Annotated in this window: 16 protein-coding genes and 1 tRNA gene; 11 read left to right on the top strand and 6 right to left on the bottom strand. The window is 70.0% G+C overall.

Features of this window, described 5'->3' with window-relative positions:
* Nucleotides 1–2 precede the first annotated feature (2 nt).
* Nucleotides 3–419 carry a nucleoside-diphosphate kinase gene (gene ndk, locus MT347_RS07550; protein WP_058596268.1) on the top strand — a complete coding sequence of 139 codons (417 nt, stop codon included), beginning with the start codon at nt 3–5 and terminating at the stop codon, nt 417–419.
* An 804-nt stretch (nt 420–1,223) separates the two neighbouring features.
* Here ndk and MT347_RS07545 read toward each other — a convergent pair.
* Entirely contained in the window at nt 1,224–1,820 is a 597-nt protein-coding gene (locus MT347_RS07545; RefSeq protein WP_243499669.1) for a vitamin K epoxide reductase family protein, read from the bottom strand.
* A gap of 317 nt (nt 1,821–2,137) precedes the next feature.
* Here MT347_RS07545 and MT347_RS07540 point away from each other — a divergent pair, with 317 nt between their 5' ends.
* Nucleotides 2,138–4,960, top strand: a complete 2,823-nt coding sequence (locus tag MT347_RS07540) for a ribonuclease E/G (protein WP_243499667.1) — start codon at nt 2,138–2,140, stop codon at nt 4,958–4,960.
* Nucleotides 4,961–5,166: 206 nt separating this feature from the next.
* Here the strand turns inward: MT347_RS07540 and MT347_RS07535 are convergent, their stop codons facing one another.
* Entirely contained in the window at nt 5,167–5,436 is a 270-nt protein-coding gene (locus MT347_RS07535) for a DUF4031 domain-containing protein (protein WP_243499665.1), read from the bottom strand.
* 211 nt (nt 5,437–5,647) lie between these two features.
* Between MT347_RS07535 and rplU the strand changes: the two genes are divergently transcribed.
* From rplU to rsfS, 8 genes are all read left to right on the top strand, one after another.
* Nucleotides 5,648–5,956, top strand: coding sequence for a 50S ribosomal protein L21 (rplU, locus tag MT347_RS07530; RefSeq protein WP_055836929.1), 309 nt, complete (start codon nt 5,648–5,650; stop codon nt 5,954–5,956).
* 18 nt (nt 5,957–5,974) lie between these two features.
* A complete protein-coding gene (gene rpmA / locus MT347_RS07525; protein ID WP_055836932.1) occupies nt 5,975–6,235 on the top strand; it encodes a 50S ribosomal protein L27 in 261 nt (86 codons plus the stop codon).
* A gap of 124 nt (nt 6,236–6,359) precedes the next feature.
* Nucleotides 6,360–7,904, top strand: coding sequence for a GTPase ObgE (gene obgE / locus MT347_RS07520; protein WP_243499663.1), 1,545 nt, complete (start codon nt 6,360–6,362; stop codon nt 7,902–7,904).
* Nucleotides 7,901–10,000: a glutamate-5-semialdehyde dehydrogenase gene (locus tag MT347_RS18550; RefSeq protein ID WP_374206517.1), complete on the top strand. Its 2,100-nt coding sequence runs from the start codon at nt 7,901–7,903 to the stop codon at nt 9,998–10,000. The genes obgE and MT347_RS18550 overlap by 4 nt, the downstream gene beginning before the upstream one ends.
* Nucleotides 10,001–10,050: 50 nt before the next feature.
* Nucleotides 10,051–10,275 carry a hypothetical protein gene (locus MT347_RS07505; RefSeq protein ID WP_243499661.1) on the top strand — a complete coding sequence of 75 codons (225 nt, stop codon included), beginning with the start codon at nt 10,051–10,053 and terminating at the stop codon, nt 10,273–10,275.
* Between the two features lie 10 nt (nt 10,276–10,285).
* Nucleotides 10,286–10,882, top strand: coding sequence for a nicotinate-nucleotide adenylyltransferase (nadD, locus tag MT347_RS07500; protein ID WP_243499659.1), 597 nt, complete (start codon nt 10,286–10,288; stop codon nt 10,880–10,882).
* Nucleotides 10,879–11,892 carry a hypothetical protein gene (locus MT347_RS07495; RefSeq protein ID WP_243499657.1) on the top strand — a complete coding sequence of 338 codons (1,014 nt, stop codon included), beginning with the start codon at nt 10,879–10,881 and terminating at the stop codon, nt 11,890–11,892. Before nadD ends, MT347_RS07495 begins: the two co-directional genes overlap by 4 nt.
* A complete protein-coding gene (rsfS, locus tag MT347_RS07490) occupies nt 11,889–12,269 on the top strand; it encodes a ribosome silencing factor (RefSeq protein ID WP_243499655.1) in 381 nt (126 codons plus the stop codon). Before MT347_RS07495 ends, rsfS begins: the two co-directional genes overlap by 4 nt.
* Before the next feature lie 88 nt (nt 12,270–12,357).
* On the opposite strand, the gene MT347_RS07485 is transcribed toward rsfS, so the two are convergent.
* Genes MT347_RS07485 through MT347_RS07475 form a run of 3 tightly spaced genes read right to left on the bottom strand, consistent with a single transcriptional unit; the run spans nt 12,358 to nt 15,331 of the window.
* Nucleotides 12,358–13,293, bottom strand: a complete 936-nt coding sequence (locus tag MT347_RS07485) for a TAXI family TRAP transporter solute-binding subunit (RefSeq protein ID WP_243499653.1) — start codon at nt 13,291–13,293, stop codon at nt 12,358–12,360.
* Nucleotides 13,290–14,678 carry a HAMP domain-containing sensor histidine kinase gene (locus tag MT347_RS18375; RefSeq protein ID WP_243499651.1) on the bottom strand — a complete coding sequence of 463 codons (1,389 nt, stop codon included), beginning with the start codon at nt 14,676–14,678 and terminating at the stop codon, nt 13,290–13,292. Before MT347_RS18375 ends, MT347_RS07485 begins: the two co-directional genes overlap by 4 nt.
* Nucleotides 14,675–15,331: a response regulator transcription factor gene (locus MT347_RS07475; RefSeq protein ID WP_243499649.1), complete on the bottom strand. Its 657-nt coding sequence runs from the start codon at nt 15,329–15,331 to the stop codon at nt 14,675–14,677. Before MT347_RS07475 ends, MT347_RS18375 begins: the two co-directional genes overlap by 4 nt.
* 188 nt (nt 15,332–15,519) lie before the next feature.
* On the opposite strand from MT347_RS07475, the gene MT347_RS07470 reads away from it, so the two are divergent.
* Complete coding sequence (locus MT347_RS07470) at nt 15,520–16,902, top strand: MFS transporter (RefSeq protein WP_243499648.1); 1,383 nt, start codon at nt 15,520–15,522, stop codon at nt 16,900–16,902.
* Nucleotides 16,903–17,225: 323 nt separating this feature from the next.
* Here MT347_RS07470 and MT347_RS07465 read toward each other — a convergent pair.
* Nucleotides 17,226–17,298: transfer RNA gene (locus tag MT347_RS07465), tRNA-Ala, on the bottom strand.
* Nucleotides 17,299–17,307 lie beyond the last annotated feature (9 nt).

Genomic DNA, 17,307 nt, shown 5'->3' with positions numbered 1-17,307 from the left:
CCATGGCTACCGAAGAGACCCTCGTCCTGGTCAAGCCCGACGGCGTCGCCCGCGGACTGACCGGCGCCATCCTCGCCCGCATCGAGGCGAAGGGGTACGCCCTCGTCGACATCCGGCTCGTCGAGCCCGACCGCGAGCGCCTCGCCCAGCACTACGCCGAGCACGAGGGGAAGCCCTTCTACGAACCGCTGCTGGAGTTCATGCTCTCCGGCCCCTCCGTCGCGATCCGCCTCGCCGGCAACCGCGTCATCGAGGGCTTCCGCTCCCTGGCCGGAACCACCGACCCCACCACTGCCGCCCCCGGCACGATCCGCGGCGACTTCGGCCGCGACTGGGGCCTGAAGGTGCAGCAGAACCTCGTCCACGGCAGCGACAGCGTCGAGTCCGCCGAGCGCGAGCTCGCGATCTGGTTCGCCTGATCCCGGATGCCACGATGGCCGCCACTCCCACCGGGTGGCGGCCATCGTCGTTCCCGCGTTCCGCGCGGAGGCGCACGGTCGGCTATTTGCGCGAGGTCGGCGGCATCCGCGGGTTTCGAGCTGAGGTCGTGCGGATCGCTGAAATTGTGCGCACGGCGGCGCGAGATCGGTGATTTGCGTCAGGTCAGCGGCATCCGCGGGTTTTTGGCTGAGGCTGTGCGAATCACTGAGATTGTGTGGATCGCTGACGTTGCGCGGACTGCGGAGGATGCGCACCGCGGGTGCGTCGCAAAGTCGGTGATTCGCGCCAGGTGAGTGGAAACCGGGGCTTTCGGGCTGAGGTTGTGCGAATCGCTGAGGTTGTGCGCACGGCGGCGCAAGGTCGATGATTTGCGCGAGGTCAGCGGCATCCGGGGTTCTGGGGCTGAAGTCGTGCGAATCACGGAGATTGTGCGGATCGCTGAGGGTGCGCGGACCGCGGAGGATGCGCGCCGCGGGTGCGGTGCGAGGTCCGTGATTCGCGTCAGGTCAGTGGTATCCGGGGCTTTCGGGCTGAGGTTGTGCGCATCACTCAGGTTGTGCGAGTCACTGAGATTGTGCGGATCGCGGAGGATGCGCGCCGCGGATGCGGCGCAAAGTCGGTGATGCGCGTCAGGTCAGTGGCATCCGCGGGTTTCGGGCTGAATCTGCACGAATCGCTGAGGTTGTTCACAGCGCGGGGGTGGGCGCGGGGTTGCGGCGCAAGATCAGCGTTATGCGCCGGATACCTGCGCACGGCTGACGGCGACGGACTGCGCCGCGGGCTCAGAACTGCGCGAGCACGTTCAACCGCACCTGGGCGAGGACCGCGACGATGGCGAAGGCGATGATCGTCATCAGCGGCACCCAGACCATCAGCCGGTCGGCCACCTCTCGCACTCGCGCCCCGGGGATGACCCCCTCGCGCAGCACGTGCAGCGTGACCACGAAGAACGACGGGATGACCACCGACCACGTCACCATGCACCAGGGGCACAGTGTCGCCAGCACGAACAGGCTCTGCGCGATCAGCCAGATGACGAACGTCAGAGCAAAGGCGAAGCCGAGCCAGAACAGCGCCCAGAACCACCGCGCGAACCGTGCACCGGCCAGGAGGGCGACCCCCACGACGAGGGGGGCGATCCAGGCGGACAGTCCGATGATCGGATTGGGGAAGCCGAACACCGCCCCCTGCGACGACTGGAGGTTGGCCGAGCACTGCACGAGGACGTTGAGGTCGCAGGATGCCGCCTCCCCGGGGTTCTGGAGTTGATGGAAACGCTCCAACGTCAGCGAGAAGGCCGCCCACCAGCCGACGACGCCGGCGAAGATCAGCCAGATCGCGACGACGATCGGGCGGCGGGGGACGACGGTTTGGCTCATGCCGTCATCCTGCCACCACGGACTTTTCCGGTCGCTGAGCGACCATCCTTGTATTCGACATCGTGCGCCGGGGTGGTTTTCGACGGTCGGGGAGAGTCTCCGGTGGCCCTCGCGCCGGTCCGTGCGATAATGGACGTCGATGTGACCGCGGCCGCGCCGCAGGAACACCACCCAGAAGACTTCGGGCGATGACCGCCCTCGCAGCACGAGCCGCAGGCCTGCTGCAGACCGAATGAGTTCGCGGCCCCGCCGGGTGCGGCGCTGCATGAGATTTCGTCGGGCGACGCGCGGTGTCGCCCGCCAGGGAGAACCCCGATATGGCCGATTCGACAGACGATCAGATCCCCGCCGACGAGACGGCGGCTGACACTCCCGAGACGCAGACACCCGACACTCCCGGTGGCGCGGGGGAGGGCGAGGCCCCCGACCTGCCTCTCGTCGACGAAGAAGAGGCCGCCGTTCAGGATGCCGAAGAAGCGGCGGCCGATGACACCGACGCCCCCGCGGCGCTCGATGTCGATGAGGCACAGCCGAGCACCGACGCGGTGCAGGCCGAGACCGCCGAGACCGCCGCTGCGGAGTCGTCCGACGCCTCGGCATCCACTCCCGCCGACGGGGCCGCCCTCGCTGACGCTCCCGCCGACGACGAGGCCGCTGGCGACGCCGTCGACACGCAGGCCGCAGCGGGGCAGCAGACCCCGCTCGCCGCGGAGACGCCTGCCGAGTCGCAGACGCCGGTCGAGCCCGAAAGGGGTGCGCAGTCGGAGACGCCCGTCGAGTCAGCTCCCACTGACCCCGCCGGCCCGGCTGATCCCGCCACCCCGGCTGAGTCAGAGGCCTCCGTCCAGCCCGAGGCCCCGGCCGAGCCCACGGCCCCGACCGAGCCGGAGACGCCCGCCGCGCCGGAGAAGCCCGCGCGCCCGACCGCCGTGTCGCTCGGTCTGCTGCCCGAGAACTTCGTGTCGGCCGTGTCGACCGAGCTGCACTTCTACGCGCCCGCTCTGCCGCCGCTTCCGGTGCGCGACGACTTCTCCGACCGCGACGATCGTTACAACCGCGACGATCGTTACAACCGCGACGACCGCGATGACCGTGACGACGACCGCGACGACGACGCTCCGGTCGGACGCGGTTCGGCCAACGCCCGCCGCCGCAACCGTCGCCGCGGGGGCAACGACACCCTGCCCGTCGAGCAGAACGACGCTCCCGCCGCGCCCGTCCGCCAGCGGGCCGTCGAGGTTATCACCGAGCCGCAGCGCATCAAGGGCTCGACCCGCCTCGAAGCCAAGAAGCAGCGCCGCCGCGACGGTCGCGAGGCCGGCCGTCGTCGTCCGGTCGTCACCGAGGCCGAGTTCCTCGCGCGCCGCGAGGCCGTCGACCGCGTGATGGTCGTCCGCTCGAAGGCCGGTCGCATCCAGATCGCCGTGCTCGAAGACAACGTGCTCGTCGAGCACTACGTCGCCCGCAACCAGGATGCCTCGCTGATCGGCAATGTCTACCTCGGTCGCGTGCAGAACGTCCTGCCCAGCATGGAGGCGGCGTTCGTCGACATCGGCCGCGGACGCAACGCCGTGCTCTACTCCGGCGAGGTCGACTGGGACGGCGTCGAGACCAACAACCAGCCGCGTCGCATCGAGCTCGCCCTCAAGTCGGGCGACCGTGTGCTCGTGCAGGTCACCAAAGACCCCGTCGGACACAAGGGTGCACGCCTGACGAGCCAGATCTCGCTGCCCGGCCGCTACCTCGTGTACGTGCCGAACGGCACGATGAACGGCATCTCCCGCAAGCTCCCCGACACCGAGCGCGCGCGCCTGAAGAAGATCCTCAAGGAGGTGCTGCCCGAGTCGTCCGGCGTCATCGTGCGCACGGCCGCCGAGGGCGCCACCGAGGAGCAGCTGACGCTCGATGTGCAGCGTCTCACCTCCCAGTGGGAGCACGTATCGAGCCAGGTGAAGACCATCCAGGCGCCGTCACTCCTGCACTCCGAGCCCGACCTCCTGGTCAAGATCGTGCGCGATGTCTTCAATGAGGACTTCACGCGCATGCTCATCCAGGGCGAGGAAGCGCTGCAGACGATCTCGAGCTACCTCCAGGGCGTCGCCCCCGATCTGCTCGAGCGGGTCGAGAAGTACGAGGGCGAGCAGGACCCGTTCGACGCGTTCCGCGTCACGGAGCAGATCGAGAAGGCCCTCGACCGCAAGGTGTGGCTGCCCTCCGGCGGTTCGCTGGTCATCGACCGTACCGAGGCCATGACGGTCGTCGACGTCAACACCGGCAAGTTCGTCGGCTCGGGCGGCAACCTGGAAGAGACCGTCACCAAGAACAACCTCGAGGCGGCCGAGGAGATCGTGCGCCAGTTGCGGCTGCGCGACATCGGCGGCATCATCGTCGTCGACTTCATCGACATGGTGCTCGAGTCCAACCGCGACCTCGTCCTGCGCCGCCTCATCGAGTGCCTCAGCCGTGACCGCACGAAGCACCAGGTCGCCGAGGTGACCTCGCTCGGCCTCGTGCAGATGACCCGCAAAAAACTGGGTCTGGGGCTGCTCGAGACCTTCAGCGAGGCGTGCGAGGTGTGTGCCGGTCGCGGCGTCGTCGTGCACCACGACCCCGTGGTCAAGCACCGCTCGTCGGGCCCGGCGAACGGCAACGGCAATGGTGGCCCGTCCAACCGGCGCGGTCGCGGTGGCGGCAACGGCAACGGCGGGTCCTCGAGCACGGGGTCCGCCTCTACGGCGAACACCGGTCAGAACGCCGGCGGCGGTGCCTCGGCGGCCGTCAACGGCGGGACGCACGTGATCACGGAGGGCGTGAAGTCCGCGCTCGCACAGATCGCGGCATCCACTGTCAAGCCGACGATCGATGACCCCGCCGTGGTCGAAGCGGCGGTCGTGGCATCCGTCGAGGCCGTTCTCGATGTCAAGGCCGAGGCGGAGGTTCCGCCGCCGGCGCGCGAGAAGCGCCCGCGGAAGAAGCGCGAGCCGCGTGCCCCCCGCACGGAGAAGGACGCGCTGCTCGAATCGGTGCTCGAGGCGCTCCCGGAGCCGAAGGCACCCGGTCAGGGACGCTCGCGTCGTCGCGTGACCACGGCGGCCCTCACCGGCACCCCGGTCAGCGCGCAGCCCACCCCGGAGTCCTGAACCGAGCGACCCCCTCGCGAGGGGTCGCCTCCCACCGCCGAGTCCCGTACCCGGTGCGCAGGAGGCGGCCCCTCGCGCGTCGCTTCCCGCAGACGTCGTCGAGGGGCTCGGCTCCGCCCGGAGGATGCCGTGGCGTCCGGCACGATGCTCGCGTGCGGGACGCCGTGAACGTCAGGTCCGACGCTCTTCCGCGGGATGCCGCGGGGTCAGGCGTGGCGCTCGCGCGCGGTGATGCGCAGGCCGGAGGCGCGGAGGCGTCGCACGAGCTCCTTGCCGCCGACGTGCTCGGCGCCGGCGGCGACCAGCGCGGCGTGGCGCTCGTCGGGCACGTCGTAATGGTCGAGGTCGAAGGCGCGGCGGGGGATCCCGGCCGAGGCGGCGAAGGCGTGCAGCTCGTCGAGATCGCTGTCGCTCACGAGGTGCGCCCACAGCCGTCCGTGCGCAGGCCACTGCGGGTCGTCGATCAGGATCGCCATCCCGTGATCTTACGATCGACACGCGGGTCGGATGCTTTTGCCGGATACCGCCCCGTGAGCTAAACTTGACCCTTGGTGCGTTGCGTCCGCCCTACGGGAGCGCGATGCCGCTGACTTCGTCAGCCGGATCGCACCGAGATTTGGGTCGTCAGACCCTCCCCTCGTCATCAGACAACCGGAGCCCCGCGCTCCCGAACGAAACAGGTGTGAAGTGGTTTACGCAGTTGTGCGCGCCGGCGGCCGCCAGGAGAAGGTCCAGGTCGGCACGGTCGTCGTGCTCGACCGCCAGAAGGCGAAGATCGGCGAGAGCATCCAGCTGCCCGCCGTCCTGTTCGTCGACGGCGACGCGGTCACGACCGACGCCGACAAGCTCGCGAAGGTCTCGGTCACGGCCGAGGTGCTCGGCGAGGAGCGCGGTCCGAAGATCGTGATCCAGAAGTTCAAGAACAAGACCGGCTACAAGAAGCGCCAGGGCCACCGCCAGGACCTCACGCGCGTCAAGATCACCGGCATCAAGTAAGAGCCAGGAGACGCAGAGATGGCACACAAAAAGGGCGCAAGCTCCACCCGTAACGGTCGTGACTCCAACGCACAGCGCCTCGGCGTGAAGCGTTTCGGCGGTCAGGTCGTCCTCGCCGGCGAGATCATCGTCCGCCAGCGCGGCACGCACTTCCACCCCGGCGCCAACGTCGGCCGTGGTGGCGACGACACGCTGTTCGCCCTGGCTCCCGGTGCGGTCCAGTTCGGCGCCAAGGGCGGCCGCAAGGTCGTCAACATCGTCACCGCCGCAGCGGAGTAATTCCCGCGCTTCGGCGCTCGAGGGGGTGGGCGCAGCCCACCCCCTCGTTTCATTTCTCGAACCGGCTGCCGCGCGTCTGGTTTTCTCGAGGCGGTCACGCCTCCCCGACCCGGAAGGACCCGCCATGGTCACCTTCGTCGACCGCGTCACCCTGCACCTGCGTGCGGGCAAGGGCGGCAACGGCTGCGTCTCGGTTCGCCGCGAGAAGTTCAAGCCGCTGGCCGGTCCTGACGGCGGCAACGGCGGGGGCGGCGGCGACGTCGTGCTCATCGCCGACCCGCAGGTCACGACGCTGCTGTCGTATCACCACTCCCCGCACCGCTCTGCGGGCAACGGCGGTTTCGGCATGGGCGATCACCGCTCGGGCGCGATCGGCGAGGACCAGGAACTCCCCGTTCCGCTCGGCACCGTCGTGAAGGACCCCGACGGCACCGTGCTCGTCGACATGCTCACGCCCGGGATGCGCTTCGTCGTCGCCCCGGGCGGGCTGGGCGGCCTCGGCAACGCCTCTCTCTCGTCGCCCAAGCGCAAGGCTCCCGGATTCGCGCTGCTAGGGACGCCCGGCTGGGAGGGTGACGTCGTCCTCGAGCTGAAGACCGTCGCCGACATCGCGCTCGTGGGTTTCCCCTCGGCCGGCAAATCCAGCCTCATCGCCGCCGTGTCCGCGGCCCGCCCCAAGATCGCCGACTACCCGTTCACGACTCTCCACCCCAACCTCGGCGTGGTGCAGTCGGGCGACGTGCGTTTCACCATCGCCGACGTCCCGGGACTCATCGAGGGCGCGAGCGAGGGCAAGGGCCTCGGCCTGGAGTTCCTTCGCCACGTCGAGCGCTGCACCGCGCTCGTGCACGTGCTGGACTGCGCCACGCTCGACCCGGGTCGCGACCCGCTGAGTGATCTCGACGTCATCCTCGCCGAACTCGGGGCGTACCCCGTACCGGAGGGTCAGACGCCGCTTCTCGAGCGCCCCCAGATCGTCGCGCTGAACAAGATCGACGTCCCGGAGGCGCGCGAGCTCGCCGACTTCGTTCGCCCCGACCTCGAGGCCCGAGGTTTCCGCGTCTTCGAGATCTCCACCGTGAGCCGCGCGGGACTTCGCGAACTCACCTTCGCGCTGGCCGACGTCGTCGAGCAGCACCGTCTCGCCACGCTGGACGATGCGCCCGCCGAGCGGATCGTCATCCGTCCCCAGGGCTCGCGGAAGGACTTCGAGGTCAAGGTCGAGGGCGGCACCTACGGTCCCCTGTACCGGATCCTCGGTGACAAGCCGGTCAAGTGGGTGCAGCAGACCGACTTCCAGAACGAAGAGGCCGTGGGCTACCTCGCTGATCGTCTCGCACGCCTCGGCGTCGAAGAGGGCCTGTTCCGCGCCGGTGCGGTCGCGGGGGCTACCGTCGTGATCGGCCCCGGTGACGGCATCGTCTTCGACTGGGAGCCCACGCTCACCTCCGCCGCCGAGCTGATGACCGCTCCGCGCGGAACCGACCCGCGCCTCGTGCAGAACCCGCGCCGCACCTCGTCGGAGCGTCGCGAGCGTTACCACGAGCGTATGGATGCAAAGGCCGAGGCCCGCGCCGAGCTCGAGACCGAGCGCCGCGCGGCGCGTGCCGCGGGCATCACCCCCGACGGTGAGTCGGCGGCGCGCGAGGTCGAGGACGACGCCCGGTGACGGCCGAGTCCCGCGCCGACATCCCGGCGGCCGCGCGTGTCGTGGTGAAGGTGGGTTCGTCGTCGATCAGCGGCGACGGCGCCCACCGCATCGACACGATCGTGGAGGCGCTCGCGCGCGCGCACCGCGCGGGCACAGAGGTGGTGCTGGTGTCGTCCGGCGCCATCGCGACCGCGTTGCCGCTGCTGGACCTCGGTGGGCGTCCGAACGACCTGGCGACCCAGCAGGCGGCCGCCGCGGTCGGGCAGAACGTGCTCATGTGGCGCTACCAGACTTCGCTCGACCGGTTCGGTCTTCTCGCGGGACAGGTGCTGCTGACCGCGGGAGACCTCGAGAACGCCACGCACCGCTCGAACGCCCGCCGCGCGATGGAACGACTGCTCGGTCTCGGCATCCTTCCGATCGTCAACGAGAACGACACCGTCGCCACGCACGAGATCCGCTTCGGCGACAACGACCGCCTCGCGGCCCTGGTCGCCCAGCTCATCGGCGCCGACGCGCTCGTGCTGCTCAGCGACATCGAGACGCTCTTCACCCGCCCGCCGAGCGAACCGGGGGCCCGCCCCATCACCGACGTGGAGTGGGGGCACGACCTGTCGGAGTTCGAGTTCGGCGCGGGTGTCGTGAACGGCGTGGGCACCGGGGGAGCGGCCACCAAGGCCTCGGCGGCCAAGCTCGCCTCCACCGCCGGCGTCGGTGTGCTCGTCACGAGCGCCGATCTGGTGGCATCCGCCCTCGCCGGGGACGCCGTCGGCACCTGGTTCGCCCCCAACCCCATCCCGTCAGCCTCGCGACGGGGCCCGTGGGCGCCGTGGGCGCGCCGGTACACTGAGCGCATGACCGTGATCGCCGCCTCCGTCGACGAGCGTCTGCGTCTCGCGAAAGACGCGGCGCGCGAGATCGCCCTGCTCGACTCCGCCCGCAAGACCGCTTTGCTCAACGCGGTGGCCGACGCCCTCGTCGCCGCCACCGACGAGATCGTCGCCGCCAACGCCGACGATCTCGAGCGCGGGCGGGTGGATGCCATCGGCGAGGCGTTGCTCGACCGTCTTCGACTCGACCACACACGCGTGGCTGCTCTGGCCGCCGCCGTCCGCGATGTCGCCGACCTGCCCGACCCCGTGGGCCGTGTACTCGACGAGCGCACCTTGGCCAACGGTCTCGAACTGCAGAAGGTGGCGGTGCCCTTCGGCGTCGTGGGCTCGATCTACGAGGCACGGCCCAACGTCACGGTCGACATCGCCTCACTCGCCCTCCGCTCCGGCAACGCCGTGGTGCTGCGTGGCGGATCAGCCGCGCAGAGCACGAATGCGACGCTCGTCGCCGTCATGCGTGACGCGCTGCAGGCTCAGGGCGTCGCCCCCGAGGCCGTGCAGAGCGTCGACGATTTCGGCCGCGACGGCGCGCGCGCCCTCATGAACGCCCGCGGTCTCGTCGACGTCCTGGTGCCGCGCGGCAGCGCCGGGCTCATCGAGACCGTCGTCACCGAATCCACCGTCCCCGTGATCGAGACGGGCGCCGGTGTGGTGCACGTCTTCCTCGACGCGACCGCCCGAGACGACTGGGCACGCGACATCGTGCTGAACGCCAAGACGCAGCGCCCGAGCGTCTGCAACGCCGTCGAGACGGTGCTCGTGCACCGCGGCGCAGCCGACCGCCTGCTGCCCGAGCTGCTGGCATCGCTGGCGGACGCCGGGGTCACCGTGCACGGCGACGCCGCGACGCGGGCGCACGACGAGCGCGTCGTGGCCGCCACCGACGACGACTGGTCCCGCGAGTACGGCACTCTCGACCTCGCCGTGCGCGTCGTCGACGACCTCGATGATGCTCTCGCGCACATCCGACGGTTCTCGACGCATCACACCGAGTCGATCATCACCGCCGATCAGGTCGCCGCCGACCGCTTCCTCGCCGAGGTCGACTCGGCGGTCGTGTTGGTCAACGCCTCCACGCGCTTCACCGACGGGGGCGAGTTCGGCTTCGGCGCCGAGGTCGGCATCTCGACGCAGAAACTGCACGCCCGCGGACCCATGGGTCTCGCCGAGCTCACGAGCACCAAGTGGCTCGGGCGCGGCGGCGGCCAGGTCCGCGCCTGACCGCCTAAAATGGCACTGCGCGCCGCGCAGACCACTCGAACGGAGTACTGATGACTTTCGCCTCGCTTCTCGCCCATGCCGCCGAAGAAGGCGGGCACCACGGCGGCAACGTGCAGGCCGAGACGTTCTGGATCGGTGCCGTGGCGTTCGTCGTCTTCGTGCTCCTGAGCCTGGTCACGCTCTCGTACCGCAACGTCTCGAACCGTCACGCGCACAAGGCCGAGGCTTACGCGCAGAAGCATGGCGCGCCCGTCCCCGAGGCGCACGGCCACTGAGGCCCACTGTATGTCGGTGACGCGCGCCCCTCGCATCGGGGTCATGGGTGGGACGTTCGATCCCATCCATCACGGTCACCTGGTCGCCGCGTCCGAGGTCGCGCAGTCGTTCGATCTCGACGAGGTCGTGTTCGTCCCCACGGGTCGTCCGTGGCAGAAGGACGACGTCACCGAGAGCGAACACCGTTATCTCATGACGGTGATCGCGACGGCGTCCAATCCGCAGTTCACCGTCAGCCGCGTCGATGTCGATCGGGCCGGTCCCACCTACACGATCGATACCCTGCGCGACCTGCAGCGGCAGCGTCCGGGGGCGGACCTGTTCTTCATCACCGGTGCCGACGCGGTCGCGCAGATCCTCAGCTGGCGCAATCATCAGGAGCTCTGGGATCTCGCGCACTTCGTGGCCGTGTCGCGTCCCGGTCACGTCTTGAGCACCGAGGGGCTCCCTTCCGAGAACGTCAGCCAACTGGAGATCCCCGCCCTGTCGATCTCGTCCACAGACTGCCGCGCCCGCGTGCGCCGAGGACACCCCGTGTGGTACCTCGTGCCCGACGGCGTCGTGCAGTACATCGCGAAGCACCATCTTTACCGGAGCAAGGCATGAGCACTCCCGACACCCCCGAGACGCCCGCCCTGACCCGCCGTCAGTTGCGCGAGTTGCGTCAGACCGGCGCGACGCCGATCATCACGCCGAACGACGAGCCCGAGGTCCCGGATGCTGCGGCCCCGGCGGTGGGGGGTGAAGCGCCCGCCGTCATCGACGCCGTTCCCGCGCCGGAGCCGGAGAAGCCCGCCGAAAAGGCGACGCCGGAGCCGGAGAAGTCCGCCGAAGAGGCGGCCCCGATGGCGACGCCGGATCCCGCGACCCCCGCGGCATTCGACTCGTACTCCGAGGCCGGCGCAGAGTTCGGCGTCTCGGGTCTCACGCGCCGGCAGGCACGCGAACAGGAGAAGATCCGCACGGCATCCGTGCCCATCATCAGCCCCGATCTCGAGCCGTCGCCGTCGGTCGTCGGATCGGCACCGAAGACCGCCGACGAGGCGCAGCCGGCCATCTTCCGCCCGGCACCCGCCGCGGAGACCCCGGCGCAGACGCCGGCTCCCGCCCCGTCGGTGGTCAACCCGGCGCTGGGCTCCGAGCTCATCAACGGCGCGACGCCCGATGTCACCCTGCCGGCGTCGTTCGACCAGCTGCTCGCTCGCACCACCGGGGCGACGGGCACCGTCTCCACGCCGAACTCGCTCATCCTCTCGCAGACGCCCTCGGGCGCGCCGCTCGTGGGCCCGGTCACCGCGACCGGCGAGATCATGATCACCGGCACGTTCGACCTTCCCGAGGGACTCGGCTCGGTCGGCCACGCCCCGGGCACCACCGACGGCCGCGACGCCGACGCCGTCCTCCTCGACGGCGAACTGCCCGCCGCCTCCTCACCCACCCCGATCGCTGCCAGCGCTGCGATCAGCACCGTCAAGCAGCCGGGCGAGATCATCCGTCCCCCGGCACCCGAGAAGGGGAGCAAGCTCCTCGTGGGTCTCATCATCACGACGGGTGCACTCTTCCTGGCGGTGGTCGCCACCCTCGGCCTCGCCTTCACGACAGGAGTCTTCCGATGACCGCCACCACCAACGGCAAAGAGATGGCGCAGATCGCCGCCCTCGCCGCCGACGCGAAGGGCGGCGACGATCTCGTCGCCCTCGACGTGTCGGAGCCGCTTCCCCTCGTCGACGTCTTCCTTCTCGTCACGGGTCGCAACGAGCGCAACGTCGCCGCGATCGCCGACGAGATCGAAGAGAAACTGCTCGAAGCCGGCCACAAGCGGCTGCGCCGCGAGGGGCGTCAGGAGTCCCGCTGGGTGCTGCTCGACTTCGGCGACCTCGTCGTGCACGTCTTCCACGAGGAGGAGCGCGTCTACTACGGGCTGGAGCGCCTGTGGAAGGACTGCCCCGTCGTTCCGCTCGAGATCCCCACGCCGGCTCACGCCGTCGAGTAGGCACCTCCCGACGACGCCCTCTGCCATTCGGCGGGGGCGTTCTTCGTATCCTGCGGACCCGAGGGGGTGCGGGCGAGACGCCGGTCGGTCAGCCGTACCGTTCGCGGTACCGTCGCTCGGCCGCCGGGTGCAGCGGCACGGGGAGCGTGTCGATCAGGCTCGCCGGCGTCAGGAACTGGATGCCGAGGGATCCGGGCGGCACGAGACGCGCGGCGTCGTCGATGAGCACGTCGACGAGACGCCGGGCCAGGTCGTCGCCCAGGCTGGCTCGGGCGAGAAGGAGGTTGGCGACACCTATGGCGGGGACAGCGGACTCGGCGCCGTACACTCCCGCGGGGATCGTGGTGGCCGCGTAGGCGTCGGGGTAGCGCCGGAGGAGCTCGGGCAGCACCGGGGTGGTATCCAGGACCGCGATCGGTGTCCGCGCGGCGAGGTCTGCGATCTGCGGTGTGGGGACCCCGCCCGACCAGAAGAGCGCGTCGATCCGGCCGCTCTCGAGGTCGGTGGCCGCGTCGCGGAAAGGCCGCTCGACCACAAGCGGTGGCACCGTCGCCGACGTCAGGCCCGCGGCATCCAGAACCCGTCTCGCCGTCGCTGCCGCGCCCGATCCGGCCGCCCCGAGCGAGACCGTGCGGCCGGGCAGGTCGGCGAGCGAGCGCGGACCGTCGCCCGCGCGCACGATGCACTGCAGGTAGTTCTGGTACACCCGCCCGATGGCGACCAGGCCGTCGCGCGTGGTCGCCGCCGCCGCCGAGTCGGCCAGCGAGAGCGCGAGGTCGACACGACCGGCGTCGAGCAGCGCGAGGTTGTCGACGCTGCCCTCGGTGGCGAGGGCGGTGATCTCGACGCCGCCGGTCTCTCGCGCCACCGCGCTCAGCAGTTCGCCGAACTGCAGGTAGCTCCCTCCGGCCTCGCCGCAGCCGAGCACGAGGGCGCGGGCGGGCGCCGGTGCGCAACCGGCCAGGCCGACCGCCGCGATCCCGAGGCCGGTCCAGAGGAATCGGCGTCGAGTGAGCCCGGTCACGACCGCTCCCAGATCAACCGAGCCGCAAGCCCTCCGAGCGCGGAACGGTGCACCTCGAGCCGGCCGTCGGCAGCGCGCATCAGCTGGGCGACGATGGCGAGGCCGAGGCCCGTGCCGGTCTGCGTGGAGTCCCGCCCGGCGCGCCAGAACCGCGTGCCCATACGGGCGAGGTCGTCGTCGGCGAGTCGCGTTCCCGAGTCCTCGACGACGAGGCGGATGCCGGCGGTTTCGTGCACGAGACTCACGCGCACCTCGGAGCCACGGCCGGCGTACTTGCGGGCGTTGTCGACCAACACGTCGATCATCTCGTCGAGGTCGGCGCGCCCGCACGGGACCGTCACCGCGTCGCCGGGTTCGACCCGCAGGCGGAGGTCGGCCGTCTCGAGCCGGTCGCGGTAGCGCGCGGTCAGCTCCGCGGCGGTGACCGTGCATTCCCTCGCGGCGCCCTCGTCGCGCGCCGCGTCACGGCCCTGAGCGCGAGCCGAAGCGCGGTGTTCGGCGTTCGCCAGGGTCAGCATCCGCTCCACCGTGTGCTCGAGTCTGTCGAGGTCGTCGTCGACGGCGGCGAGCTCGTCGGCAGCCTCGCCCTCTCGGGCAAGTCCGTCCACGCGCAATCGGATCGCGGCGAGGGGCGTTCGAAGCTGATGCGACGCGTCGGCGACGAATCCGCGTTGTTGTTCGAGGCTGCTTTCGACCTCGTCGGCCATGGTCGAGAAGGCGCGGCTGAGGTGCCGCAGTTCGGGTGGACCCGACGGACGCAGGGGCGCCGGGTCGCGATGGGCGGTGACGTCGGCGACGGCCGCGTCGAGGGCTCGCACCGGGCGGAGGACCCACCGTGTCCACAGCAGCGAGGCACCCATCAGGGCGCCGAGCAGCAGCACGCCGATCACGACGATCACCGCCCAGGCGCGCGACACATCGATCTTGGCGTCGCGAAGATCGACAGCCAGCACCACGACCCCGGTCGACAGATCGCCCGCCGCGATGACGGGGACGGCGACGAGCGCGGTGTTCGGCCCCCACGGTGTGACGCGGGGGAGCGAGAGTTGGGGGAGCGCGCGGGATGCGGCGGTCACGAGCTCATCCACGCGCGCGTCGCGCGTCAGGTCGCCGGCCGCGGCGACGGCATCCCCGCTCTCGTCGAGCACGAGCACGGACTCGGCGTAGACCGCGTGGAAGCGTTCCAGGTACGCCTGCAGACCATCGGCGTCGCGCTGCACCAGTGCCGTGCGCGCACGCTGGACCACCTGGTCGAGGGCGGCGGTGCGCTGCAGGGCGATCTGCTGCGTCCGTGAGTCGGCGATCGACTGCGCCACGGGGATGAGCACCGCGATCACCGCGATGAGCCCGAACACCAGCAGGGGCAACAGGACGCGCCGTCTCACCCGGCATCCTCCAGGCGGTATCCGACACTCCGCACCGTCGTGATCGTCACCTCGGGCAGCTTGTGCCGCACCTGACCCAGGTGCACGTCGAACGAGCGCGACGACGTCGCGTAGGCATCGCCCCAGACCTCGTCGAGCACCTGCCGGCGGCTGACGATCTGTCCCGCACGTCGGGCGAGCGAGATCAGGATGCCGAACTCGTTCGGCGTCAGGGCCACCTGTCGACCGTCCGCGATCACGCGTCGGGCGTCGACATCGATGTCGACGGTCCCCACCTGCACGCGCGCGGGCTCGTCGGGTGGGCTGTACCGCCGGGTGACGGCGAGCAGGCGGGCGAGCAGCTCGTGCAGGCGCACCGGCTTGACGAGGTAGTCGTCGGCTCCGAGTGACAGCGCCCGGACCGTCGAGCGTTCGTCGCCGCGGGCCGTGACGACGATCACCGGGATCGGACTCACCGCGCGCAACTGCCGCAGGGTGTCGAGGCCGTCCATGTCTTCCAGGCCCAGGTCGAGCAGGACGACCTGCGCGTCCCGGTGGCGCAGAAGCACGTCGCTGCCCCGGCTGACGCGCGTGCACGCGTGCCCGGCGCGCTGCAGCGCCGAGACCAGCGCTGCGGCGACGGAGCCGTCGTCCTCGGCCACGAGTACGTGCATGACTTCATCGTAGGCATCCCGCTCGTCCGCTTCCGGGCGGCGGGCCGGGACCCAATGTAAGGCGCATGTAAGGATCCCGGGGGAGCGCGAGGCGACCCGAGATGATGTCGTCATACACCTCGTCGTCGTCGCCGGGACGCTCCGACGGCACGCGAGACGAGAACGTCCATCGATCGATCGGATCTCCTATGTCAACGACGACACCACCGGCCACCACGACGACGATCCCCACGAGCCTTCGGCGCTCCATCTCGAACACCCTGAAGGGCTCGGCGGGCAACCTCGTCGAGTGGTACGACGTCTATGTCTACTCGGTGTTCGCAGTGTACTTCGAGTCGCAGTTCTTCAGCTCCGACGACAAGAACTCCACGATCTACGTGTGGGCGATCTTCGCCGTCACCTTCCTGATGCGTCCGATCGGATCCTGGTTCTTCGGCCGTTTCGCCGACCGGCACGGCCGTCGTCTGTCGCTGACCGTTTCGGTCTCGCTGATGGCCTTCTGCTCCCTGGTCATCGCCTTCGCCCCGACGGCCGAGATGATCGGCGTCGGCGCCGTCGTCATCCTCGTCTTCGCTCGTCTCGTGCAGGGCTTCGCGACCGGCGGTGAGTACGGAACGAGCGCGACGTACATGTCGGAGGCGGCGATGCCGGGCCGTCGCGGGTTCCTGTCGTCGTTCCACTACGTCACCCTCGTCGGCGGGCACGTGCTGGCGCAGACGACACTGCTCGTCATGGTGCTCACCCTCGACGAGGAGGCCATCACGTCGTGGGGCTGGCGCGTGGCGTTCGCCATCGGCGGCGTCGCCGCGGTCGCGGTGTTCTGGATGCGACGCACGATGGACGAATCGCTCGAGAAGAGCGTCATCGCCGACACGAAGTCGGGCCGTTCGAAGGACTCGGGCTCCATGCGCGACCTGCTCGTGAACAACTGGCGCCCGCTGCTGCTGTGTTTCGCGGTCACCGCGGGCGGCACCGTCGCGTTCTACACCTACTCGGTCACCGGTCCCAACATCGTCAAGACCGCGTTCTCCGGCGGCGATCTCGTCACCGGCACCGTGATCAACCTCATCGCGCTGACCGCCCTCATGCTCATGCAGCCCCTCGGCGGGTGGCTGAGCGACAAGGTCGGCCGCAAGTCGCTCCTGGTCTTCTTCGGCATCGGCGGTGTGCTGTACACGTGGTTCCTCATCACGATGCTCCCGCAGCAGACGAACGAGTTCGCGGCCTTCGCGATCCTGCTCGGCGGGTTCGTCATCCTGACCGGCTACACCTCCATCAACGCCCTCGTGAAGGCGCAGCTGTTCCCCACCCACGTACGCGCCCTGGGCGTCGGTCTGGGCTACGCCCTGGCCAACTCGCTCTTCGGGGGCACCGCCCCCCTGCTCTACGCGGGAGCGCAGAGCACGTCGCAGGTGCCGCTGTTCATCGTCTACGTGACGGTCATCATCGCCGCCTCCCTCGCGGTGTACATCTTCGCCCTGCGCAACAAGGCACCCAACTGGCTCGACGACGAGCTCGTCATGCGGGAGACGCAGGCGGCGAGGACGCGCGTGCCTGTCACCTCGCGCTGACGCTTACACGGCGGTGGGTGTCTTCCCTCTCGGGAGGGCACCCACCGCCGGCGTGTGGGGGTGGCTTCGGTCGCGATCGGATGTCCGTCTCGCCGAACGGGCGCGGAGAGATCTGAGCGTCCGTGGACGAATTTCGCAATCGCGCGCTCTGCTCGCAGTTCTCGCGAGGCGGACTGCGAGCTGCGCGACTTTCTGCGAGCGGCGTCACCTCGGAGGCAGGGGGGATCCGGATGCGGCGAGCCCCGCTTCCAGGGAGCTCCGCCGCAGAGACTCGCTCCGGGAACGACGAAAGCCCCCGCTGAAGCGGAGGCTTTGTCTTGATGTGGACCTGAGGGGACTCGAACCCCTGACCCCCTGCATGCCATGCAGGTGCGCTACCAGCTGCGCCACAGGCCCGTCTTTTGT

It is taken from the genome of Microbacterium sp. VKM Ac-2923 (genome assembly GCF_022815605.1).
In the GTDB taxonomy this organism is placed as follows: domain Bacteria; phylum Actinomycetota; class Actinomycetes; order Actinomycetales; family Microbacteriaceae; genus Microbacterium.
This window is presented reverse-complemented; position numbering and strand designations above follow the sequence as displayed.